This window comes from Mesorhizobium sp. M0862 (genome assembly GCF_040319795.1).
In the GTDB taxonomy this organism is placed as follows: Bacteria; Pseudomonadota; Alphaproteobacteria; order Rhizobiales; family Rhizobiaceae; genus Mesorhizobium.
In genome coordinates this window covers 1-23,045 of record NZ_JAMYOJ010000032.1, presented here as the reverse complement: position 1 = coordinate 23,045, position 23,045 = coordinate 1, and the positions used below count along the sequence as shown (strand labels likewise).

At 63.5% G+C, this 23,045-nt stretch carries 21 protein-coding genes; 11 read left to right on the top strand and 10 right to left on the bottom strand.

Features of this window, described 5'->3' with window-relative positions; genetic code table 11:
- Positions 1–41: 41 nt before the first annotated feature.
- Both NKI15_RS29565 and NKI15_RS29560 read right to left on the bottom strand, forming a co-directional pair.
- Positions 42–926, bottom strand: a complete 885-nt coding sequence (locus NKI15_RS29565; protein WP_032886143.1) for a DMT family transporter — start codon at positions 924–926, stop codon at positions 42–44.
- 157 nt (positions 927–1,083) lie between these two features.
- Positions 1,084–2,049, bottom strand: a complete 966-nt coding sequence (locus NKI15_RS29560) for a LysR family transcriptional regulator (RefSeq protein WP_023689239.1) — start codon at positions 2,047–2,049, stop codon at positions 1,084–1,086.
- A 128-nt stretch (positions 2,050–2,177) separates the two neighbouring features.
- Here NKI15_RS29560 and NKI15_RS29555 point away from each other — a divergent pair, with 128 nt between their 5' ends.
- Positions 2,178–2,966 (top strand): alpha/beta fold hydrolase, encoded by a 789-nt coding sequence (locus NKI15_RS29555; protein WP_023725930.1) that lies wholly within the window; start codon positions 2,178–2,180, stop codon positions 2,964–2,966.
- On the opposite strand, the gene NKI15_RS29550 is transcribed toward NKI15_RS29555, so the two are convergent.
- Positions 2,963–3,370 (bottom strand): DUF2000 family protein, encoded by a 408-nt coding sequence (locus NKI15_RS29550; protein ID WP_023694715.1) that lies wholly within the window; start codon positions 3,368–3,370, stop codon positions 2,963–2,965. The two genes, NKI15_RS29555 and NKI15_RS29550, sit on opposite strands and share 4 nt — an antisense overlap.
- Before the next feature lie 47 nt (positions 3,371–3,417).
- Here NKI15_RS29550 and NKI15_RS29545 point away from each other — a divergent pair, with 47 nt between their 5' ends.
- Positions 3,418–4,281, top strand: coding sequence for an AraC family transcriptional regulator (locus tag NKI15_RS29545; RefSeq protein ID WP_023694716.1), 864 nt, complete (start codon positions 3,418–3,420; stop codon positions 4,279–4,281).
- A gap of 26 nt (positions 4,282–4,307) precedes the next feature.
- Here NKI15_RS29545 and NKI15_RS29540 read toward each other — a convergent pair whose 3' ends face one another.
- Positions 4,308–4,778: a MarR family winged helix-turn-helix transcriptional regulator gene (locus NKI15_RS29540; protein ID WP_023694717.1), complete on the bottom strand. Its 471-nt coding sequence runs from the start codon at positions 4,776–4,778 to the stop codon at positions 4,308–4,310.
- Positions 4,779–5,197: 419 nt separating this feature from the next.
- On the opposite strand from NKI15_RS29540, the gene NKI15_RS29535 reads away from it, so the two are divergent.
- Entirely contained in the window at positions 5,198–6,253 is a 1,056-nt protein-coding gene (locus NKI15_RS29535) for a CobW family GTP-binding protein (protein WP_023694718.1), read from the top strand.
- A 249-nt stretch (positions 6,254–6,502) separates the two neighbouring features.
- Complete coding sequence (locus NKI15_RS29530) at positions 6,503–7,477, top strand: WD40 repeat domain-containing protein (RefSeq protein WP_023742591.1); 975 nt, start codon at positions 6,503–6,505, stop codon at positions 7,475–7,477.
- Position 7,478: 1 nt separating this feature from the next.
- Here the strand turns inward: NKI15_RS29530 and NKI15_RS29525 are convergent, their stop codons facing one another.
- Complete coding sequence (locus tag NKI15_RS29525; RefSeq protein ID WP_023742590.1) at positions 7,479–7,931, bottom strand: hypothetical protein; 453 nt, start codon at positions 7,929–7,931, stop codon at positions 7,479–7,481.
- Positions 7,932–8,086: 155 nt separating this feature from the next.
- On the opposite strand from NKI15_RS29525, the gene NKI15_RS29520 reads away from it, so the two are divergent.
- The 4 genes from NKI15_RS29520 to NKI15_RS29505 all read left to right on the top strand — a co-directional run bounded on the left by NKI15_RS29520 (position 8,087) and on the right by NKI15_RS29505 (position 13,750).
- Positions 8,087–9,472, top strand: a complete 1,386-nt coding sequence (locus tag NKI15_RS29520; RefSeq protein WP_352514622.1) for an aspartate aminotransferase family protein — start codon at positions 8,087–8,089, stop codon at positions 9,470–9,472.
- 65 nt (positions 9,473–9,537) lie between these two features.
- Complete coding sequence (locus NKI15_RS29515) at positions 9,538–10,923, top strand: glutamine synthetase family protein (protein ID WP_352514621.1); 1,386 nt, start codon at positions 9,538–9,540, stop codon at positions 10,921–10,923.
- A 119-nt stretch (positions 10,924–11,042) separates the two neighbouring features.
- The gene (locus NKI15_RS29510; RefSeq protein WP_023831270.1) at positions 11,043–12,278 is read left to right on the top strand and encodes a putative DNA modification/repair radical SAM protein; all 1,236 of its coding nucleotides are present in this window, start codon (positions 11,043–11,045) and stop codon (positions 12,276–12,278) included.
- A gap of 2 nt (positions 12,279–12,280) precedes the next feature.
- Positions 12,281–13,750 carry a UdgX family uracil-DNA binding protein gene (locus tag NKI15_RS29505; protein ID WP_352887815.1) on the top strand — a complete coding sequence of 490 codons (1,470 nt, stop codon included), beginning with the start codon at positions 12,281–12,283 and terminating at the stop codon, positions 13,748–13,750.
- 276 nt (positions 13,751–14,026) lie between these two features.
- Here NKI15_RS29505 and NKI15_RS29500 read toward each other — a convergent pair whose 3' ends face one another.
- The 4 genes from NKI15_RS29500 to NKI15_RS29485 all read right to left on the bottom strand — a co-directional run bounded on the left by NKI15_RS29500 (position 14,027) and on the right by NKI15_RS29485 (position 18,829).
- Entirely contained in the window at positions 14,027–15,307 is a 1,281-nt protein-coding gene (locus NKI15_RS29500) for a glycerate kinase type-2 family protein (RefSeq protein ID WP_023822081.1), read from the bottom strand.
- A gap of 167 nt (positions 15,308–15,474) precedes the next feature.
- Positions 15,475–15,981: a heme-degrading domain-containing protein gene (locus tag NKI15_RS29495; RefSeq protein WP_023711326.1), complete on the bottom strand. Its 507-nt coding sequence runs from the start codon at positions 15,979–15,981 to the stop codon at positions 15,475–15,477.
- 311 nt (positions 15,982–16,292) lie between these two features.
- A complete protein-coding gene (gene guaD / locus NKI15_RS29490) occupies positions 16,293–17,609 on the bottom strand; it encodes a guanine deaminase (RefSeq protein ID WP_023831269.1) in 1,317 nt (438 codons plus the stop codon).
- A 2-nt stretch (positions 17,610–17,611) separates the two neighbouring features.
- Complete coding sequence (locus NKI15_RS29485; protein ID WP_023671372.1) at positions 17,612–18,829, bottom strand: urate hydroxylase PuuD; 1,218 nt, start codon at positions 18,827–18,829, stop codon at positions 17,612–17,614.
- Between the two features lie 135 nt (positions 18,830–18,964).
- Between NKI15_RS29485 and NKI15_RS29480 the strand changes: the two genes are divergently transcribed.
- The 3 genes from NKI15_RS29480 (at position 18,965) to NKI15_RS29470 (ending at position 22,190) form a co-directional block, all read left to right on the top strand.
- A complete protein-coding gene (locus NKI15_RS29480; protein WP_023671373.1) occupies positions 18,965–19,885 on the top strand; it encodes a LysR family transcriptional regulator in 921 nt (306 codons plus the stop codon).
- 107 nt (positions 19,886–19,992) lie between these two features.
- Positions 19,993–20,934 carry an LLM class flavin-dependent oxidoreductase gene (locus NKI15_RS29475; protein WP_023822084.1) on the top strand — a complete coding sequence of 314 codons (942 nt, stop codon included), beginning with the start codon at positions 19,993–19,995 and terminating at the stop codon, positions 20,932–20,934.
- The gene (locus tag NKI15_RS29470; RefSeq protein ID WP_023823874.1) at positions 20,931–22,190 is read left to right on the top strand and encodes an LLM class flavin-dependent oxidoreductase; all 1,260 of its coding nucleotides are present in this window, start codon (positions 20,931–20,933) and stop codon (positions 22,188–22,190) included. Before NKI15_RS29475 ends, NKI15_RS29470 begins: the two co-directional genes overlap by 4 nt.
- On the opposite strand, the gene xdhC is transcribed toward NKI15_RS29470, so the two are convergent.
- Positions 22,187–22,822 (bottom strand): xanthine dehydrogenase accessory protein XdhC, encoded by a 636-nt coding sequence (gene xdhC, locus NKI15_RS29465; protein WP_352460336.1) that lies wholly within the window; start codon positions 22,820–22,822, stop codon positions 22,187–22,189. The two genes, NKI15_RS29470 and xdhC, sit on opposite strands and share 4 nt — an antisense overlap.
- Positions 22,823–23,045 lie beyond the last annotated feature (223 nt).

The window sequence follows — 23,045 nt, the reverse complement described above, 5'->3', positions numbered from 1 at the left end:
ATTTTTTAAATGCGGCGTTATGCCATCGGATTCGGAGCAAATCAAAGTTTTTTCGCCAGCGCCTCCGCCTCGGCATCGACGGTCGTGCGATTGCGCAGCCGCAAACGGTGCTCGCGATGGATGATGTAAAGGCCGCTGGCGACGATGATGGCAGCACCCACCAGCGTCCAGCGGTCGGGGAACTGGTGGAAGATGATCCAGCCGGACAGGATCATCCAGACCATCTGCGAATAGGGGTACGGCGCCAGCGCCGTGGTAGTCGCCAGGCGGTAGGCCTGCACCAGCAGCCAGTGGCCGCCGGCGCCGAACACGCCCAGCATCACCAGTATGAACCAGTGCCAGCCATCCTGCGGCAGCCCATGCGAGAACGGCAGCATCGGCAGAAGCAGCACGGCCGGCGCCAGCGCCGAAAACAGGATCAGGCTTTCCGAGGTTTCGCTGGCTGACATCCGCCGCGTCATGATGACGTAAAAACTGTTCGACAGCATCGAGCCGAGCGCGAAAAGATGGCCGATGCCGAACACGCCGATGCCCGGCCTTGTAATGACGAGCACGCCGACAAAGCCCGACAGGATTGCCAGCCAGCGCCGCCAGCCGGCCCATTCACCAAGCAGCGGTCCGGCAAGGGCGGTGATCACCATCGGCCCGAAGAAGTAGATCGAGGTGGTCTCGGCCAGTTGAAGCGTTTTGAGCGCCATGACGTTGCACATGGTCGAGCCGAACAGCAGACCGCCGCGCAGGATGTGGGCCGGCAAATTGTTGGCGCGGAAGCGCGACGGCTCGCGCCAGCCGCGCAGGAAGACGCCGACAAGCAGGACATGGACGGTGAAGCGGGCCCAGGCGACGATCAGCGCCGAGACGCCGGCCAGCACCAGATATTTGCTCGAGGTGTCGAGAAAGGTGAAAAAGACATAGGTCGAAAGCATGAACAGCATCGCCGCGGGCGGCGTTGCGCTTTCGTCTGATTTTGCGGGAACGTTCAAATGTCAGGCCGGGCAGGGAGGATCAACGCTTAACCTTTGCGGCAATCGCCTGCGCCCGGCAAGCCAAAAGCGACTGGCACAACAGGCGTCTGAGACAGGTTCAGCGCAGGCCGATCCGATGCCAGCTAAGGCGCTTTGCGTTCCGCTGCGACGTTCTGACATCCGGTGCTTTGCCGTCGGATGCCACTTGCGCCTGGAGATGAAGCCACAACGCCTCGGCGACGGGTCCATGCGGTCGGTCGCGCCGGCGCACCGCCGCCAGGATCTCCGTCCGGCCGGGCAGATGTGCACCAGCGATCGAGATCAGCCTCCTATCCCGCAGTTCGTCCTCGATCAGCCATGCCGGCAGATGGCCCCAGGCCAGTCCGTGAAGGATCAGTTCCTTCTTCATCAGATGATCCGGCGCCGAGCACTGATGCGCACCGTCGATGAGGAAATAGCTCTCCGGCGCTGGCCGCCGCGCCGTGTCGCGGATCACGCACTGGGTGAAGGGCCGCATCTGCTCCGGCGCAATCTCGCGGCCAGGCGCGAACGGAAGGAACCCAGGCGCCACCACCGGCACGAGGGGCACCGCGCAGAGATCGATCCGCTCGAGATGCGGATCGGAAGGATCCGCGCGATGGAAGATGAGGTCAGCCGAGCCTTCCATCAACCGTTCGAGCGGACCGCCGACCGCCTCGTACTCCAGGTGCAGGCGTGTCCCGGTGCGTTCGGCAAAGAAGCCGCTGAGCATACGCAGGATTTGCGGTCGCGGGCAGAGATCACCCATGACGACACGCAGGACCGTCTCCTCGCCACTCGCCAACTGGCCCGCATAGGTTCGCAGATGGTCGAGCTCGCGCAATGTCAGCTGCGCTCGCGCGTGAAACTCGCGGCCCGCCTCCGTCAGCCCCACCCGATATCCGCTGCGGTCGAGAAGTGTGAGCCCGAGCAACTGCTCGAGGCGTGCGACAGCGGCGAAGACGGATGGATGCGATCGGTTCAAGGCAAGGGCGGCCGCCTGGAAGCTGCCCTCGCTTGCCACGGCGTCAAAGCACCGTAGGTCGTGGAGTTTCAGACCATTCATTATCGCCAAAACCTACTGAGATTGTCCAATCATAGTAATTTTCCTGGATAATTACGAGGCCTAGGGTGGCTCATTCAAAGGGCGGCGGGAGCATCGAACTCCTTTCGCCAGGGTGAGATGAGGACCAGATGACTGACACGCTTTATTTTACGACGGGCGACGGCTGCCGGATCGCCTATCAGCTGGCGGGGGCCGGCCCTGTGCTTGTGCTCTCGAATTCCATTGCGACGAACCTGCATATGTGGGACCGGCAGCTTGCGGAATTTGCCGGATCTTTCCGGGTGCTGCGCTATGATCTGCGCGGCCACGGCAGTTCCGATGCTCCGGCCGGAGCCTATTCGCTCGATCGGCTGGGCCGCGACGTCCTTGAGTTGCTGGATGCGCTTCAGATCGCCCGCGTGCATTTCTGCGGGCTGTCGCTGGGCGGCTTCGTAGGGCAGTGGCTGGGTATCCATGCCCCGGACCGCATCGAGCGTCTCATCCTTTCCAACACCTCGCCACATCTCGGGCCGGCTTCTTACTTTGACGGGCAGATCCGTACTGTCCTTGCTGCGAGCAACATGTCGGCCGCCGCGGACATGTTCATGCACAACTGGTTTCCCGCCTCGATGCTTGCCGGCCCAAACGAAACCGTCGACGCGTTCCGCGCGATGGTCCTGGCGACGCCGCCCCAAGGTCTCGCGGGATGCTTCGCCGCCGTACGCGATTGCGATCTGCGCCGGACTGTCTCCCTCATTACCGCCCCCACTCTGGTGATCGGTGGAGAAGACGACAAGGTAACGCTGGCAAGCCACAGCGAGGCGATCGCAGCCAGCATCCCCGGCGCCACGCTTACACTGCTTCCGGGCGTCCATATGCTGAACGTCGAGCGGCCGACTGAATTCATGAGCGCCGTTACACGCTTCCTGCTGAATTAGGCGTGCATGCGGGCGCCCTTGGTGATCTTGTCGACGAGTTTCTTGTCGGCACGCAGCGCGATGCCGACGATCTTGGCGTCCTCAGGGCCGAACTCGGCGAAGACGGCGCGGTTGGCCGCATCGAAGCCGGTGGCAAACATCTCCTCGACATAGGCTGACGCCGTCACGCCCCGCTCCAGCGCCTTCCGGTGGATGGAGTTGAGCGTCGGCCCATCGGCCGAAAGCACGATGACCGGCTGGATCGACAGAGGATTGTAAAGGTTGCCGGCGCGGTCGCGGTAGGGTTCGCCGATAATGTCGGGGAATTGCGCGACGACGCCGCTGGTCAGGAAGGCCGTGACGTTGAGCTTTTGCCAGACGGCGAGATCGTCCCGCAGCACGATTGCAAATTTCGTATCGAACACCAAAATGAGGACTCCGGAGCACGCCCATGAAGGGGCAGGGATAGGTGATGACGCACGATCTAGACGGTGAGGCGACGCAGGGTCTTGAACGTTCGTGCGCGGATGAGGACCGGATCGTGTCGGCGCCTGTTACCGCTGGCATCGAGCGCATCGAGGCGCATTTCCATGGCAACGCCTTCGACCTGCACCGTCATGATACACTTGCCGTCGGCGTGACGCTTTCCGGTGTGCAGCGCTTCCACTACAGGGGCACTGTCAACCACAGCCTGCCCGGCCAGGTTATCGTGCTGCATCCCGACGAAGTGCACGATGGCGGCGCCGGGACCGAGGATGGTCTGCGCTACCGGATCCTCTATCTGGAACCGTCTCTGCTGCTCGACTGCCTCGACGGCGCGCCGCTGCCTTTCGTCAGGGATGCTGTGGTCAGCGATCCCGCCTTGCGTGGCACGCTGCTTTCGGCCCTGTCGCCGCTCGATGAGGAACTGAACGAGCTGTTCGTCGCCGATTTCGTTGCGGAGCTGGCGCGGCATCTGGGGCGTCATGCGGGACAGAAGGCAAAGCCGATGGGGAAGTCGGCCTCGCGTGCGGCAGCGCTGGCGCGCGGCTATCTCGAGGAGAATGCCGAGCGGTCCGTTCGTTCCGATGAGCTGGAAGCCGTCACCGGGCTCGACCGCTATGCGCTGTCACGCCATTTTCGCGCGACCTATTCCACCAGCCCGCATCGTTTCCTGCTGATGCGCCGGCTGCAAAAGGCAAGACGGATGATCGAGATCGGCGAACCGCTGGCCGAGATTGCCGTCGGCGCCGGCTTCAGCGACCAGAGCCATTTCAACAGACATTTCAAGAAAGCATTCGGCCTGACGCCCGGCCGCTGGTCGGCGCTGGTGCGCGGCCCTTCGGTGGCGGCCTAGCTCAAGACACGCGGCCGCCGTGCCGGTCAGTCGTCGATGTCGGCGTCGTCGTCGACGAGCACCAGCTCCTCGTTCGACAAATTGGCCTCGATGCGGGCGAGCAGCTTGAACAGCGTCTTCTGTTCTTTCTTGTCGAGGCCCTTCAACGCCTGCTTCTCGGTCTTCTTAACCGACTTCTCGATGGCGTGGATGATCTCGCGGCCGGTGTCGGTGAGAAAGATATGCGCCTGGCGTGCATCCGCGGAAGAGGCGCGCTTTTCCAAAAAGCCCTGGGCCTGCAGCCGGTTTATGGTCTTGGTGATGGTCGGCGGGCGCACGCCGAGGCGGCCGGCGAGATTGCCGGGCGTCTGGCCGTCCTCGCGGTCGAGCGTCAGCATGATCTGGTCCTGGCCGGCATAGAAGCCATGCGCCAGAAGCCGCGCCGCCAGCGCGGTCCTTGCCAGCCTTGCCGCCGAATGCAGCCGGCTCATCGTTGCAGTCTTGTCCGCCTTGGCCATGGTGATCCCTCTTCGGCCGTACCGGTGCGTGCAGCATAGACGCAGCCGGCCGGTTGGCAATCGACGATCCAAAAGATTCCGGCTTTCGAAACAGCTTTGCCGGCAAGCATTTGTGGTGCTCGAAATGGTGATGCCAGATGTTTATTTCAGTTAGATGACAAACGAGTTTCCGCCAAGGCGATTGCAACGGTTTGACGCGGCGCGGCTCAGCACAGGTCAACGAAGAGGCGTTTCCGGCGACACGTTGATGGTCGGCATCCCTCGCACTCGGCCTCTCGGTCTACCCACCCGCTTCGTCAACCTGGGTCAAACACCCAGGCGGTTTGCCTCGTGCAAAAGGCCGGCACACATCCTATATCAGGCCAACAATCCCTTCTTGCGGCCCGCAATTCCGTGGCCCAGCCATTTCGAGGCAAGATATGAGCGAAGCACAGACGCAAATCCCCGTGACCGTTCTCACCGGCTATCTCGGCGCCGGCAAGACGACGCTGCTCAACCGCATCCTGTCGGAAAACCATGGCAAGCGTTATGCCGTCATCGTCAATGAATTCGGCGAGATCGGCATCGACAATGATTTGATCGTGGAATCCGACGAGGAAATCTACGAAATGAACAATGGCTGCGTCTGTTGCACGGTGCGCGGCGACCTGATCCGCGTCGTCGAAGGCCTGATGCGCCGCCCGGGCCGCTTCGACGCCATCGTCGTCGAGACCACCGGCCTTGCCGATCCGGTGCCGGTGGCGCAGACCTTCTTCATGGACGACGACGTGCGCTCCAAGACCAGGCTCGACGCTGTCGTGGCCCTGGTCGACGCCAAGCACCTGCCGCTCCGGTTGAAGGATTCCAAGGAAGCCGAGGACCAGATCGCCTTCGCCGATGTCGTCGTGCTCAACAAGACCGACCTGGTGACGCCCGAAGAGCTGGCCAAGGTCGAGGCCACCATCCGCGCCATCAACCCGGCGGCCAGGATCCACCGCACCACGCGCGCCGGCGTGGCGCTGTCCGAAGTGCTCGACCGCGGCGCCTTCGACCTGTCGCGCGCATTGGAGAACGACCCACATTTCCTCGAGGCGCACGATCATGATCACGACCACCATGACCATGACGGGCACGATCACCACGACCATGATCACGACCATCATCATCACGATCACGCGCATCCCTCCGACATCCATGACGTGACCGTGCAGTCGGTGTCGCTGCGCGGCGGCGAGATGGACCCGAAGAAATTCTTCCCGTGGATCGAGAAGATCACTCAGATGGAAGGTCCCAACATCCTGCGGCTGAAAGGCATCATCGCGCTCAAGGGCGACGACGAGCGCTATGTCATCCAGGGCGTGCACATGATCATCGAAGGCGACCACCAGCGCGCCTGGAAAGACGGCGAAAAGCATGAGAGCCGGCTGGTGTTCATCGGCCGCGAGCTTGACGCCGAGCGGCTGAAGAAGAGCTTTGACGCCTGCCAGGCGGCTTGATTTCCGGACTCTATGGCGCTAGCGCTGCCCGCTCTTCCTTCTCCCCTTGTGGGAGTAGGTGGCCTCGCGAAGCGAGGTCGGATGAGGGGTGCTCCAGCTCGGCACCGACGGCGATCCGTCCAACACCCCTCATCCGTCTCGGCGCTGCGCGCCGATCCACCTTCTCCCAAAAGGGGAGAAGGTTGACGCCAGGCCTGGCCGCCTCAGTGGCTTCCCGGGAGTGGTGACAGCTTCATTGGAATGGTCCTGATGCCCACAGTTGCTCCCCTCGACCTGGAAGGTCACTGCCTTGCCGCCGTCTTCCTCGACAACGTGCCGCATTTTGCGCTGGCCGATGGGACAGTTCATAGGCTCGACAACGGCCACAAGACAATTCAGGCCAATGACGGCCTGCTCTCCACGTTCCATGACGCCGCCAACGACCGCCTGATCACCGGCGGCGAGGACGGCAAGATTTTTGCCGTTGCCGCCGGCGGCAATGTCAGCGAACTCGCCAGCGTGGGCAAGAAGTGGATCACCAGCGTTGCCGCCGGGCCGCAAGGCGCTATCGCCTATGCCACAGGCAAGACTGCCTTCGTGCGCTTTGCCGACGGCAAGACCAAAGAGTTTGCCCATCCACGTTCGGTCGAGGGGCTGGCCTTCTCCCCCAAGGGCATGCGCTTCGGCGTCGCCCGCTACAATGGCGCGACGCTGCATTTCCCGGCCGCCGAGGGCAGACCGGTGGAGCTGGAATGGGCCGGCGCCCATACCGGCGTGACCTTCTCGCCGGATGGCGCCTTCCTCGTCACCACCATGCAGGAAAACGCGCTGCATGGCTGGAAGCTCGCCGACGGCAAGCACATGCGCATGACCGGCTATCCCGGCAAGGTCAAAAGCCTGTCGTGGAGCGTGAAGGGCAAGTGGCTGGCGAGTTCCGGCGCGCCGGCGGCGATCGTCTGGCCGTTTTCGGGCAAGGACGGCCCGATGGGCAAGGCGCCGCTGGAGCTCGGCACGCGCGGCAACGCCATGGTGACATCGGTTGCCTGCCATCCGAGCCAGGATGTCGTCGCCGTCGGCTATGATGACGGCATGGTCATGGCGGTGCGCTTTACCGATGCCAAAGAGGTGCTGTTGCGCCGCCCAGGCATGGGCGCCATCACCGCGATGGTGTGGGACAAGGAAGAGCGCCGGGTCGCCTTCGGCAGTGCCGCCGGCGACTGCGGCGTCATCGACATCTCGGCGTGACCTATTCGGCTCCGCACGACACCTTGCCGGTCAATTCTTTCGGCTTGCCGTCCTGTTCCGTGTCGGCGGCGTTGTCGTAGACGGCAAGCGTGTACCGGCCGCCATAGACGCCCTCGTCACTGGTCTTGGTCAGGATCGTCAGTTCGACAGAGTTGAATTTATCTCCGAGCTGATGCTCGTGGTAGATGTTCAGCCGCAACTCCTTGACGTCCAGCCAGTACTGGGTGAGGTCGGAATCCTCGAAGACGGTCTTGCGCAGACTGTCGCCTTCCGGCCGGCCAAGTATCTCGAGATCGCCGCGAAAATTGAAGGTCGGGCCGCCCATACCTCTGGTGACCCCGGCGCCGACCTCGAATTGCACCGCTTTGTCATCGACGGAACACCAGACGCCGCCCGATGCGGAAGCCGCAGCGGCCGACAAGAGTAGCGCAATAGCGCAGATGATCGTCCGCATTTTTCTCCCCAAACCACAGACCCGATCGCATTGGCGCCCGACTGCGCCGGAAGGTCAAGTCTGCCGAACTTGCTGCTGACCCAATGCAGCGCACCAACACGGCCAATTGCGGTTGCCGTCGCCAATTGGGTAGTGTGCCGGCCGAGAGGGATTTCATGCACAGCACGAACAGTTATTCAAAGGCGTCCATCGGCGGTATCAGCCGTGACCGCATCGCTGCATTGCGGACAAGCGAGGCGAACACCTTCCGCAAGGCGCGGCCGAAATCGCAGGCCAAGGTCGGTAACGGCCTGCCAGGCTTCTTCGGCGGTGTGCCGATGCACTGGATGAACGACTGGCCGACGCCATTCCCGATCCTGGTCGAAAGCGCCAAGGGCGCCGCCATCACGGATATCGACGGCAACAGGCTGGACGATTTCTGCCTCGGTGACACCGGCTCGATGTTCGGCCATTCGCCGCCGCCGGTGGCGCGCGCCATCCGCCGCCAGGCCGGGCGCGGCCTGACCTATATGCTGCCTTCGGAAGATGCGCTTGCCATCGGGCCGCTGCTCACACAGCGTTTCGGTCTGCCGTTCTGGCAGATCGCCACCACCGCCACCGACGCCAACCGCTTCTCGCTGCGCGTCGCCCGCGCCGTCACCGGCCGCGAAAAGATACTGGTCTTCAACGGCTGCTATCACGGCTCGGTCGACGAGACGATGGTCCGGATGGTCGACGGCAAAGCTGTCAACCGGCCCGGCCTGGCGGGCGAATTCCGCGACCTGACCAGGACGGCGAAGGTCATCGAATTCAACGATGTTGCTGCACTGGAAGCGGCGCTCGCCGACCGCGATGTCGCCTGCGTCATCGCCGAGCCGGTGCTGACAAATTCCTGCATGGTGCTGCCCGATCCGGGTTTTCACGACGCGTTGCGCAAACTGACGCGCGCGGCCGGAACGCTGCTGCTGATCGACGAGACCCACACCATCTCGACCGGCCCAGGGGGCTACACCAGAAAATTCGGGCTCCAGCCCGACCTTTTCGTGCTGGGCAAGCCGATCGCCGGTGGCGTGCCGGCAAGCGTGTGGGGCATGAGCGACGAGGTCGCCTCGCGCTATGCCGACTACAATCGAACCAAGGAGCCGGGCTATTCCGGCATGGGCACGACGCTGTCGGCGAACCCGCTGCAGTTCGCAGCCATGCGCGCAACGCTCGAAGAGGTGATGACGCAGGAGAATTATGCCCGGGCGGATCGCCTGGCCCTGCGGCTCGATGCAGGGCTGACCGGCGTCATCGACCGCTACAATCTGCCATGGCATGTCGCCCGTGTCGGCGCCCGCGTCGAGTTCATCTGCGCCCCCGGCCCGCTCAGGAACGGCGCCGAAGCCGAGACTGCGCATGCGCCGGAGCTTGAGGCGGCTATCCATGTCGCGCTGGTCAACCAAGGCGTGCTGATCGCGCCTTTCCACAACATGATGCTGATCTCGCCAGCTACCACCGCCACCCAGGTCAACCGGCTGATCACCGCCTTCGCCACGGTTGCGGCAAGGCTGACGGCATGAGACAAGCAGCCAACAAGCAGGCGATCAACAAACAGGCGCCAAAGCAAACCTTGAGTACAGTAATCATGACTTCACCTTCGGGCTCGACGCCCGCCGAGGCGCAAGCCTTTCTCGCTGCTCATCCGGAAATCGAAGCCTTCGATATCGTCTTGACCGACGCCAACGGCGTCGGCCGCGGCAAGATCGTGCGCCGGCATGAGCTGAAAAGCATCTTCGAGGGCGGCCGCCACATGCCGATCTCGATCCTCGGCCTCGACATCACCGGCGAGGATGTGCACGAAACCGGGCTGATCTGGACGACAGGCGATGGCGACCTCAGGGCCTGGCCGATCCCCGGCACGCTGGTGCCGCTTTACGGTACCAACCCGCCGCGCGGCCAGTTGCTGATGGCGATGTACCATCTCGAGGGACAGCCAATGTCGTCGGACCCACGGCTGGCGCTGGCCAGGCAGGTCGACATATTGGCCGCCAAGGGCCTCTATCCCGCCGGCGCCTTCGAGCTCGAATTTTTCCTGCTCGCCAATGAGCGCGATGCCGACGGCAAGGTGAAGCCGGCGGACGCGGTGCTCGACGGCCGCCGCTCGGCCAAGACGGAAGTCTATTCCGTCGACCATCTGCACGGCATGGAGCCGCTGTTTTCCGACATCTATGCCGCGGCTAAGGCGCAAGGCATTCCGGCCGAAACGGTGATTTCCGAATACGCGCCCGGCCAGTACGAGCTGACGCTGAATTACCGCAAGGATGTCATGCGGGCGGCCGACGACCTCGTCATGTTGAAGCGGCTGGTGCGGGCGCAGGCGCGCCGCCATGGTGTTACCGCCTGCTTCATGGCCAAGCCGATCGAAAAATATGCCGGCTCCGGCATGCATTTCCATGTTTCGCTGCAGGACAAGAACGGCCGCAACGTTTTTGCCGAAGCAGGCGGCGAAAGCTGGTCGCTGCCGCTGCTGCAGGGGCTCGGCGGGCTGATCCAGACCATGGCCGAATCGATGCTGGTGTTTGCGCCGCACGCCAATTCCTGGCGGCGCTTCGTCTCGCAGTCCTATGCGCCGGTGGCGCCGACCTGGGGCGTCAACAACCGTTCGGTGGCGCTGCGCATCCCGGCGGGCGACGCCAAAAACCGGCGCATCGAGCACCGGCCGTCGGGTGTCGACGCCAATCCCTACCTGATCGCGGCAACGGTGCTGGCCGGCATCATCAAGGGTCTGGACGAAGGCCTCGACCCCGGCCCCGAAACCACTGGGAATGGCTATGAAGCCGCCGTCACGCGCACGACCATGCCGGTCGACTGGCGCGCCGCGATCGAGGCGGCGCGGGCCTCGAGCTTCCTGAAAGAGGCGCTTGGCGAGGATCTGCATCGCACCTTCGTGGCGATCAAGCAGTCGGAGTATCTGCGCGTCGCCCGCACCGTCAGCGAGCTGGATTACCACCTCTACCTCCATGAGGTCTGAGAGACCGCCTGGAACTCGGGCAGTCGTCCTGCTAGCCCGACGATCAGGCGGCGATTACTTTTTCGCCGCCTGCATCAAATGAGGTGGCGCTGCAGCCTTCAAGAACATATCATGAACGGATGAGCGCACCCACCGTCCGTGAAAAGCTGGCAATCCTGTCTGACGCCGCCAAATACGATGCTTCTTGCGCCTCGTCCGGCTCGGCGAAGAAGGATTCGCTCCAATCCGGCGGTATCGGCTCCACAGAAGGCATGGGCATCTGCCATTCCTACGCGCCGGATGGCCGCTGCATTTCGCTCCTGAAAATCCTGCTCACCAATTTCTGCATTTACGATTGCAGCTACTGCATCAACCGCTCGTCATCGAATGTGCGCCGCGCCCGCTTTAGCATCGACGAGGTGGTGAAGCTGACCATGGACTTTTATCGGCGCAACTACATCGAAGGCCTGTTCCTGTCCTCCGGCGTCATCCGTTCGCCCGACGAGACCATGGCCGAGATGGTGGAGGTGGCGCGGCGGCTGCGGCTGGACGAAAAATTCTCCGGCTATATTCATCTGAAGACCATTCCGGAAAGCTCGGCCGAACTGGTCGAGCAGGCCGGGCTCTACGCCGATCGGCTGTCTATCAACGTCGAACTGCCGACCGATGAGGGCGTCAAGAAACTGGCGCCGGAGAAGAAGCCGGAAACGATCCGGCTTTCCATGGCGAACCTGCGCCGGAAGATGGAGGAAAAGGCCGAGCCGACGCTGAGGACCAAGAAGCGCGAACGCTTTGCGCCCGGAGGTCAGTCGACGCAAATTATTGTCGGCGCCGACAAAACATCCGACGACGGCATTTTGCACACCAGCGCGCGGCTCTATGGCAGCTATCACCTGCGGCGCGTCTATTATTCCGCCTTCAGCCCAATCCCGGATTCGTCATCGTCGCTGCCGCTGCAAAAACCGCCGCTGATGCGCGAGCACCGGCTCTATCAGGCCGACTGGCTGATGCGCTTCTACGGCTTTTCGCAGCCGGAAATCCTCGCCGGCAGCAGCGACGGCATGCTCGATCTCGCCATTGACCCCAAGCTCGCCTGGGCTTTGCGCAATCGGGCGAGGTTTCCCGTCGACATCAACCGCGCCGACCGCGAAGCGCTGCTGCGGGTTCCGGGTCTGGGCACCAAGGTGGTGGCGAAGATCCTTGAAACCCGCCGCCACCGACGCATGCGGCTGGAAGATGTCGGACGGATCTGCCATTCGATCGCCAAGCTGAGGCCCTTCATCATCGCCGAAGGCTGGTCGCCGGGCGGACTCACCGACAAGACAGGCCTGCGCGACACGATCGTAAAGTCCTGCGAACAACTGTCGCTGTTTTGACCATGCAGCCGGCTCAGCTCGACCTTGCCCGATACACTGTCCGGCTAGCGAGCCAGACCGATTTCGCCGGTTGGCGCGATGCGGCACGGCGTCTGGCGCTGAATGAGGTCCGACCTGAGGATATTAGTTGGGGTGTCGGGTCCGACGCCAATGATCCTCAAGATGCCTTGCCGGCGGTGCCAGAGGGCGCGCAGCTTACCGTCCCGCGCGAGTTCATCGCCCATGCCGAAACCGCCTTCTGCCACTCCGACCCCGGCCGGTTTGCCTTTCTCTACTGGATGCTTTGGCGCCTGCGCACCGAGCCGAAACTGCTGGCGATCGCATCCGATCCCGACACCAGGCGGCTCGAAGCCATGGAAAAGGCGGTGCGGCGCGACGGCCATAAGATGCATGCCTTCGTACGCTTCCGGAAGATCGGCGACGGCGAGAACGAGCGCTACGTCGCCTGGTTCGAGCCGGAGCATTTCATTGTCGAGCGCAACGCGGATTTCTTCGTCCGGCGGTTCACCGGCATGCGCTGGACCATCCTGACGCCCTATGCCTCCGCCGACTGGAACGGCGAAAGGCTGGCGATCGGGCCGGGTGCGGCCAAGGGCGATGCACCTGATCAGGACGACACCGAGGCGTTGTGGCTGACCTATTTCGAAAACATCTTCAACCCGGCGCGGCTCAAGGTGAAGGCGATGCAGAAGGAGATGCCGAAGAAATATTGGCGGAACCTTCCCGAGGCCTCGCTCATTCCAGATATGATCGCAGGAGCGGACGAGGCCGCCAGGGATATGATTGCCAGACTGCCGACAACGCCGGCGCCGCACCACGCCAAGCTGCAGGCAAGACATTGGCCGAAGCCCGAGCCGGCCGAGGCGCCGGATGAAGACGATGCCAAGACGATTTCCGATTTGCGCGAGGCTGCAAAGGGTTGTCGTCGCTGCCCGCTCTGGCGCGACGCGACACAGACCGTGTTCGGCGAGGGGCCGGATGACGCCAAAGTGGTCTTCGTCGGCGAACAACCTGGCGATCAGGAAGATCTCGCCGGCAAACCTTTTGTCGGGCCAGCGGGCAAAGTGTTCGATGCGATTCTCGATGACGCAGGCGTCGACCGGCAAAAAGTCTACGTCACCAACGCCGTCAAGCACTTCAAGTTCGAGCCGCGCGGCAAGCGCCGCATCCACTCGAAGCCAAATACCGGCGAAGTCCAGGCCTGCCGCTGGTGGATCGGCCGGGAGCTTGAGCTGATCAAGCCGGACCTCGCCGTGGCGCTTGGGGCAACGGCGGCGTTGTCGCTGCTGGGCAAGGCCATTGCCGTGACGAAAATGCGCGGCCAGTTGATCGAACGCGATGATGGCTTGCGCGTGTTCATCACCATCCACCCCTCCTTTATTCTGCGTATTCATGAGCCCGCGGACAAGGAGGCAGAGCGCGAGCGGTTTCTCAGGGATATGAGAGAGGTGAAGCGGCTGATGGGGTCGTGAGATGAGCGAAAGCCTCAGCGACATCGTCATCCGCGGGCGGAGCAAGGAGTGAAGCGACGCAGCGCAGACCCGAGGATTCATGCCGCGACGTTTGGACGCTGCTACGGTGCAGAATTCTGCTCCGCTGCGCTCGACGGCTAACATCACGGAATGGACCCGGGGCTTCGCGACGGAGCTTCGCTCCTGCTTCGCCCAGGGATGACGAAGCTGAGTGGCTTCAGCCAATCACCTACGGTCGTGAATCCAACGTTGGAAACTTCGGCCGCCACGGCCGAATTAACTGATTAGGATTGCCCTCAGATCATTCACATTCGTACCCGTCGGCCCCGGCACGAACAGATCGCCGATCGCGTTGAACGCCGTCCAGGCATTGTTGCCGGCCAGCATCGCCTTGGCGTCGATGCCGGCGGCACGCATGCGCGAGACAGTTGAGCCATCGGCAAAGGCGCCGGCATTGTCTTCAGAGCCATCGATGCCGTCGGTATCGGCGGCCAATGCATGAATACCTTCCGCGCCGCTGATACCGATGGCAAAGGCGAGCAGGAATTCGGAGTTGCGGCCGCCCTTGCCCCTTTTTCCGTCAACAGGGGCCCACAAGGTCACGGTCGTCTCGCCGCCGGACAGGATCAGCACCGGCTTTTTGAACGGCCGGTTGCGCGTCGCCACTTCGCGCGCAATGGCTGCATGCACGCCACCGACCTCGCGCGCCTCGCCCTCGATGGAATCGGAGAGGATGACGGCTTCGATGCCCTGCCGTTTTGCCTCAGCGGCTGCCGCTTCCAGCGACACGCCAGCCGAGGCGATCAGGTGCACTTCATTGCGTGAAAAGCGCTGGTCATCCGGATCTGGCGCATCGGCCTCTGGCGAGTTGATGTGCGCCATGACGGCGTCGGGCAGTTTCATGCCGTAGGCCGCTATCGAGGCCAGCGCATCGGCGCGGTTGCCGGAGTCGGGCACGGTCGGGCCGGAGGCCACCAGGGCCGGGTTGTCGCCGGGAATGTCAGAGACAACCAGTGATACCAGTTTGGCCGGCCAGGCGGCAGCTGCCAGCCGGCCGCCCTTGATGGTCGAGAGATGCTTGCGGATTGTGTTCATCGCCGCGATCGGCGCGCCGGAGGCAAGCAGCGCCTCGTTGACGGCGATTTCGTCGGCGAGCGTCAGGCCGGCGGCAGGCGACGGCAGCAGCGCCGATCCTCCGCCCGATATCAGCGCCACTACCAGGTCGTCCGCAGTCAGCCCTTGCACCTTTTCGAGCAGGCGCCGCGACGCCTTAAGACCGGCAGCGTCCGGTACCGGATGTGCCGCCTCGATGATTTCGATGCGCTCGCATCTGGCGCCATAGCCGTAGCGGGTGACGACCAGCCCTTCGATTGGGCCATCCCACACCTTCTCGAACGCGGCCGCCATCTGCGCCGAGCCCTTGCCGGCGCCAATGACAATGGTACGGCCCTTGGGCCTGGCCGGCAGATGATCCCTGATGGTCCGTTCAGGATCGGCAGCGGCAACAGCGGCATTGAAGATCGAGATGAGAAAGGATTTGGGATCGAGCACGGTTATCCTTGGCCGTAACTGGCGGTTTTTAAAATGAGCAAACGTTGGCGCTGCCCCTCACCCTCACCCCGTGAAAGACGGGGAGAGGGGATCGCCAGCGCTCGAGCTTGTCCTTTCTCCCGTCACTATACGGGGAGAAGGTGCCGGCAGGCGGATGAGGGGCAGCGCCAACGTCACGATTTACCTTCCGGCGGCAGCGCCAATTGTGTCCGATCGACGCCGAGATGATCGCACAGTGCATCGACGACGACGCCATGATCCTGGCGTTCCGGCAGGCCGGAGACGGCGATGACGCCGATGACGCCGGCACCCTTTACAGTCACCGGAAACCCGCCGCCGGCCAGTACGTAATCAGCAATATCCAGCCCCTCGCCGACCTTGAAGGTGCGGTCCGGTCGCTGCTGTTCCAGCACCAGACGATAGGTGCTCCTGAGGTAGCGCTTGACCACATTGATCTTGCGTCGTGCCCAGTCGGGGTTGGAGGCGTTTGAACCGGGCATCGCGGCATAAAACAGCGGCCGATCCCACAGCCTGATATCGACAATGATGGGCAGCTTTTCGGCCAGCGCCCGCTCGCGGATCGCCGCGCCGACCTTGAAGGCGACGGCCTCGTCGAAGGCCGGGAAGACCAGCGTCTCTTCCTGTTTCTGGATCAGAGCGATGTCGTCGGCAGCGGCCATTTTGTTCTCCGAAGTCAGTCACAAATCGTGTGTACGACAAGCTCCGCCCGGTCAAGGTCTCGTCGCGGTGGTGGTCTTGCCCCGCCAGGGTCGACCCCCACTCCGTCGAGCTTCTCTCGACACCTCTCCCCCGATCGACAGGGTAGAGGAAGGGCGCCAAGCTGTCCGAACCGGCGCCCGTCCTCCGAAGCAAAGGCTCCCTTCCTCTCCCTCCGGAGGGGGGAGAGGTGGCGCCGCGAAGCGGCGACGGAGTGGGGGACCACTTGGCAACCAGGCGCAATCATCATCTTGTCCCGCGCGGATGATGGGTCCTACCCCACGATCATATCGATCTTGGCCGGCCGCCCCGCAACATAGACCTCGCGCACCGCGCGGTCGTCGCCCAATGTCTGCAGCAGGAACAGCTCCTCCGCCAGCGTCTCCACAGTCTCCATCCTCAGCCGCATCGCCGGCGTGGCGCGGGCGTCGAGCACGGTGATGTCCGCGTCGGTGCCTTCATCCAGCGTGCCGACCTTGTCCGCCACAGACAGCGCCTCGGCATTGCCACGCGTTATCTGCCAGAAGGACTGGAACGGGTTCAGCTTTTCGCCATTCAGCGCAATCACCTTGTAGCCCTCGTCCATGGTGCGCAGCATCGAATAGTTGGTGCCGCCGCCGACATCGGTGGCGGCAGCGATCCTGAGCGGCTTGTCGCGGCGACGAAAGCGCTGGTAGTCGAACAGGCCGGAGCCGAGGAACAGGTTCGAGGTCGGGCAGAACACCGCCACCGAGCCTGAGTCCGACAGCGCATCGGCCTCTCGTTCCGAGAGATGGATGCAGTGGCCGAACAGGCTCTTTGGCCCCAGCAGGCCATACTGCTCGTAGACATCGGTGTAGTCGCGCGCCTGCGGATAGAGTTTTTGCGTGAAGGCGATTTCGGCGTGGTTTTCCGACAGATGCGTCTGCATGTGCAGGTCGGGGTTTTCGCGGCAGAGCGTGCCGGCCATCTCCAGCTGCTCGGGCGAGGAGGTGATGGCGAAGCGCGGCGTGATCGCATAAAGCTGGCGGCCCTTGCCGTGCCATTCCGCAATCAGCGCCTTCGTATCGTCATAGCCGGATTGCGGCGTGTCGAGCACGCCTGCCGGCGCATTGCGGTCCATCATCACCTTGCCGGCAATGTTGAGCATGCCGCGCGCATGCGATTCGGCAAAGAACGCTTCGGCAGACGCCTTGTGCACCGAGCAGTAGGCGGCGACCGTCGTCGTGCCGTGGCGCACCATCTCGTCCAGGAACAGCCGGGCGATGCGGCGGCCATGCTGGGCGTTGGCGAATTTGGTCTCTTCGGGAAAGGTGTAGGTGTTCAGCCAGTCGAGCAGTTCGGCGCCGTAGGAGGCAATGACCTGCATCTGCGGGAAATGCGCATGCGCATCGATGAAGCCGGGCAGCAGCAGATGCGGCCGATGATCGATCTTTTTCGCACCGTCGCCCGCTTGCTTTTCGACTTCCGTGTAGCTGCCCACGGCAACGATCCGGCCGTCGCGGATCAGCAGGCCGCCATCCTCCTCATAGCGCCAGGCGGCATGGTCGTCGATGGCTTCGGGCCAGCGCAAAAAACTTAGGGTGCGGCCGCGCAGAAGTGTGGAGGTCATCCCTATTTCCCTGCGCCTTCGAACCAGGCGACCAGCAGCGCACGTTCCTTGTCGCTGATCTGGGTGACGTTGGCGGGCGGCATGGCGTGGCTGCGCCCGGCCTGCAAATAGATTTCACGCGCATGCTCGGCAATGCCGGCGTCGGTGTCGAGCATCACGCCCTTCGGCGCATGGTAGATGCCTTCATAGACCGGCTCGGCCGTATGGCACATCGAGCAGCGGCCAAGCACGGTGTCGCGCACCGCCGGGAAATGCGACGAGGCGATATAGACTTCGGCCGCGGCGGATGCCTTGGGCTCGCCGGTCAGTATTTTCGGCGCTGTCGACAGCCACATGATGATGACGAATAGCACCGCAGCCGCCATCCAGGTCCAGTGGGGGTTGCCGGCACGCTTATGCACGGTGTTGAAATAGTGCCGGATCAAGACGCCGATGATGAACACCAGCGAGGCGATGACCCAGTTGAACTCCGTCGCAAACGCCAGCGGATAGTGGTTCGACAGCATCAGGAACAGCACGGGCAGCGTCAGGTAGTTGTTGTGCAGCGAGCGCTGCTTGGCGATCTTGCCGTATTTCGGGTCGGGCTTTCGGCCGGCAATCAGGTCGGCGACGACGATCTTCTGGTTTGGAATAATCACCATGAAGACATTGGCCGACATGATAGTGGCGGTGATGGCGCCGAGATGCAGGAAAGCGGCGCGGCCGGTGAACAGATGCGTCAGACCCCAGGCGATGAACACCAGAACGCCATAGAGCACCAGCATCAGTCCGGTGTCACTTTTGCCGAGCGGCGACCGGCAGAGCAGATCGTAGACAACCCAGCCGACGCCGATCGTCGCCATCGACAGCAGGATGCCCACGGGAACCGACATGGACAGAACATTGGGGTCGATCAGGAACAGGTCGGCGCCGGCATAGTAGACCACGCACAGCATGGCGAAGCCGGACAGCCAGGTGGCGTAGGATTCCCACTTGAACCAGGTCAGGTGTTCCGGCATTTCGGCCGGCGCCACCAGATATTTCTGGACGTGGTAGAAGCCGCCGCCATGCACCTGCCATTCCTCGCCGAATGCGCCGACCGGCATGCCGGGGCGCTGGCGCAGGCCAAGGTCGAGCGCGACGAAATAGAAGGACGAGCCGATCCAGGCGATGCCGGTGACGACGTGCAGCCAGCGCACGGCGAAACTCAGCCAGTCCCAGAAAATCGCGAAATCCATCATGTGAAATCGTCCCTGCCGATCGGCTGACTTTACGGTGTGGGGCGCAAACGAAAAGAGGCGAGGTGTACGATGACTTTCAAAAAAAAATGGAAAATACTAGGCTGACCACGTACGCCGCCACATAAAGAGCCACGAATGGCCTATCTCGACAACATCGCCGTCTTCGTCCGCGTCGTCGAGCTTGGTAATCTCTCGGCGGCAGGCCGCGACATGCGCATTTCGCCGGCGGTCGCCTCCAACCGCATCAAGGAGCTGGAAAAACACCTCGGCGTGCGGCTGTTCAACCGCACGACACGGCAATTGATGCCGACGGAGCATGGCACGGTGTTCTACTCCGGCGCCAAGCAGGTGCTGGAGGCTATCACCGAGGCGGAAGCCGCGGTTTCGGCGCTTTCCGGCCAACCGCGCGGCACCATCAAGGTGACCGCACCGCTCGGCCTCGGACGGCGGCTGGTGGCGTCGGGCATTCCGGATTTCCACGACAAATACCCCGATATCGAGGTGCGGCTGAGGCTCTCCGACCACAATATCGACATCATGAAGGAAGGCATCGACGTCGCCTTCAAGCTCGGCATCATCGAGGATTCCAGCCTGCGGATGCGCGGCATCATGGAATGTGAACGCGTGCTGGTGGCGGCACCGAAATATCTCGAAGCGCGCGGCGAGCCGGTGGAGCCACAGGAGCTGATCGGCAAGAAGCACGACTGCCTGATGCTGCGCTATTCCGGGGCGCGCGAATATGTCTGGACGCTGCAGACGCCGTCCGGCCCGCAGAAATTCGAGGTGCACGGCCCCTACGACACCGACGATGGCGATGTGCTGACCGGCTGGGCGCTGTCGGGCCGCGGCATCATCAACAAGCCGCGCTTCGAGGTCGAACCCTTCATCCGCGACCGGCGGCTGCAGGTCATCCTGGCCAGCACGCCGCCAACGCCGGTGCAGTTCGCCGCCGTCTATCCGCACAAGAAGCTGCAGGATCCAAAGGTGCGGCTGTTGCTCGACTTCATGGCCGAGCGTTGCCAGCGGCTGATCAAGGATTTGCTGGCCGGCAAGTGAGGGGCTGTTGGCCCAGTCGCCAGGGTTGTCTTACAAGCAGGTGACCTTAGGTTCGCATACGCCGCCCTATGATCGATGGTCCCATGCCGACTGACCAGCAAGCCACAATGCATCTTGCCGTTTCGCTCAACATTACTTCCGGGCAGCCGCTCGGGTTTAGCGACCTGGCCGGCTTTGCCAAGCAAGCGGAAGCGGCGGGGCTGGACATGATTGTCCTCGATGATTCCGCGCCGAACAGCGCCGGGTCGAGTTCTTTCGAAGCGACGACCTTGCTGGCGGCGCTGGCGACGGTGACAAGTCGGATCGGCCTTGTCGCTGCAGCCTCGACGGTGGCTCACCAGCCGTACAATCTGGCGCGCCGTTTTGCTTCGCTCGACATCATCAGCCATGGCCGCGCCGGCTGGCACGCGACCATGGCGCAGGCGCCACGGGAAGCCGCCAATTTCAGCCGGCCGGATGGATTTTCCGACGATGTGTTCCGCCGCCGCACGCAGGAATACATCGGCATCGTTCAGCGCCTGTGGCAGGGCTGGGATGCCGACGCGCTGCTGTTCGACAAGATCGGCGGCCGCTTCCACGATCCCGAAAAAATGCACCTGCTCGACCACAAGGGCGAATTTTTCTCCGTGCGCGGGCCGCTGAACGTCGCGCGCTCGCCGCAGGATACGCCGGTGCTGGTGCTGTCCGGCCTGTCCGAGGCCGACCTGGATATCGCCGCCCGCACCGCCGATGTCGTCCTGCTGGACAGACCCACAGAGGACGCCAAGGCGCGCCATGACGATCTCAAGCGCCGCGTTGTGGCCTGCGGACGCGATCCGGGTGCGGTCAAGCTGCTGCTGAACGTTGGCGCAGATGTCGCTGCCAACGCGCTCGAAACATTGTTCAGCTCGCAAAGCTGCGACGGGTTCAACATCGCAATACCGCCTGCCGCGATTGACGGTTTCATCGGCCGCGTGCTGCCGGAATTGCAGCGCCGCAGCCTCGTCCGACCGGATTATCCCGGCACCACCTTGCGTTCGCATCTCAGACTTGCCGGAGGAGCGCAATGACCCGCCAGATGAAGCTTGGCGCCTTCCTGTGGGCGACGGGCCACCACATCGCCGCCTGGCGTCACCCCAAGGCGCATGTCACGGCAGGCATCGACATCGATCATTACATCCGGCTGGCGCGCACGGCGGAAGCGGCGAAGTTCGACATGGTGTTCTGCGAGGACGCCGCCGGCCTGCGCGAAGCCAATGTCGGCATCGCCAGCCAGACCTCACGCTCGATCGGCTTCGAGCCGATCAGCCTGCTGTCCGCGCTCGCCGTCCAGACCAGCCGCATCGGCCTCGTTTCGACGGCCTCGACCAGCTACAACGAGCCCTATGGGCTGGCGCGCACCTTTCTCTCGATCGATCATCTGAGTGGTGGCCGGGCTGGCTGGAACCTGGTGACGTCGGCCAGTCCCATCGAAGCCGCCAATTTCGGCGCGACGGGCCTGAAACCGCATGCCGACCGCTACGAGCGGGCGCGCGAATTCGCCGAGGTGGTATCAGGACTTTGGCAAGGCAGCGGCTTTCACGGTCACAACGGCCAGAGCTTTTCGGTGCGCGACTCGCTCGACCTGCCGCGCTCGCCGCAGGGCGCGCCGGTGATGGTGCAGGCCGGCGCCTCGGATGTCGGCCGCGACCTTGCCGCCCGCACCGCCGACGTCGTGTTCACGGCGGCGCAGACCCTCGAGGAAGCCAAGGCCTTTTACGACGACCTCAAGGGCCGTATGGCGGGCTATGGGCGGGAACCCGACGACATCAAGATCATGCCCGGCGTCTCCCCGGTGGTGGCAGACACCGAGGCCGAAGCGCGGGAGAAACAGGAGGAATTGCAGGCGCTGATCCCCGACGATGTCGGCGTGGCGCTACTGTCCAGCTATCTCAGCATCTCCGATCTCGGGAGCTATCCGATCGACGGACCGATGCCCGAACTGCCGGAGACCGAGGGCATGAAAAGCCGCCAGGCGCTGGTCATCCAACAATCGCGCCGCGACGGCCTGTCGATCCGCCAGCTTGCGCGCCATTTCGCCGGCGCACGTGGCCATTGGCGTATCGTCGGCACGCCGGCGCGGATCGCTGACGAATTGCAGGCGCGGTTCGAGGGCGGCGGCGCGGACGGCTTCAACGTCATGCCGTCATACTTCCCCGGCGAGCTCGATGCCTTTGCCACGCTGGTGGTGCCGGAACTGCAGCGACGCGGACTGTTCCGTCGGGAATACGAAGGCAGCACCTTGCGAGATCATCTTGGCCTGAAGCGGTCGGATAAAAAAGATTAGCCGGCTACCTCTTGGCCTTGCCGCGCCTGCTGGCTTACCGCCGGTGCCGCGCCGTGCGCGACCAGCGCCGTCATGATCTCGGCCGCGGCCAGCGCAGCTATGACCGGTGGGCGCTTGTCCTTGACCGCATCGCCGCCGATCGGCGAGACGAGGCGGGCGAACTCAGCCTCCGTGCCCTCAGCCGATTTCAGGAACCAGTTCCTGAACGTCGCTCTCTTGGTTTTCGAGCCGATCATGCCGACATAGGCCGCGTCGTCGCGCTTCAGCGCTTCGGCGACGATGAGGAAATCCAGCGCATGGTCGTGGGTGAGGATGGCGAAGGCGGTGCCGGCGGGGGCGTTTCGCACCTCGGCCTCGGGCATCGGCGTCAGCCGCGTCTCGACGGTTTCCGGCATGCCTTCCAGCGCTTCGGCCCGCGTCTCGATGACGACACCACGCACGGGAAGAAGTGCAACAGTCGAGGCCAGCGCCCGGCCGACATGGCCGCCGCCGAAGATATAGACATGCGGCAGGTGGGCTTCCTCGGCTTCTGCGGCCGCGATCAGCTCGGCAGTAAGCGCGGCATCGACGACACGGATCAAGACTTCGACGCGCCCGCCGCAGCACTGGCCGATCTCGGGGCCTAGCGGCACGTCAAGCGTGGCGCAGACTTCGTCGAAGCCGATGCGGGCTTCTTTACCCTCCCCCTTGTGGGGAGGGTCGGTGAGCGGACGCCGTGTGGCGGCGTCAGCGAAACGGGGTGGCTTGGCACGATCGTCCGCCCCCCCCCCCCCCCGGGCGGGGGGGGGGGCCCGCGGCCCCGCCCCCCGGGAACCCACCAGGCGCGCACCCAAACAAACGAACCGCAAAAGAAGA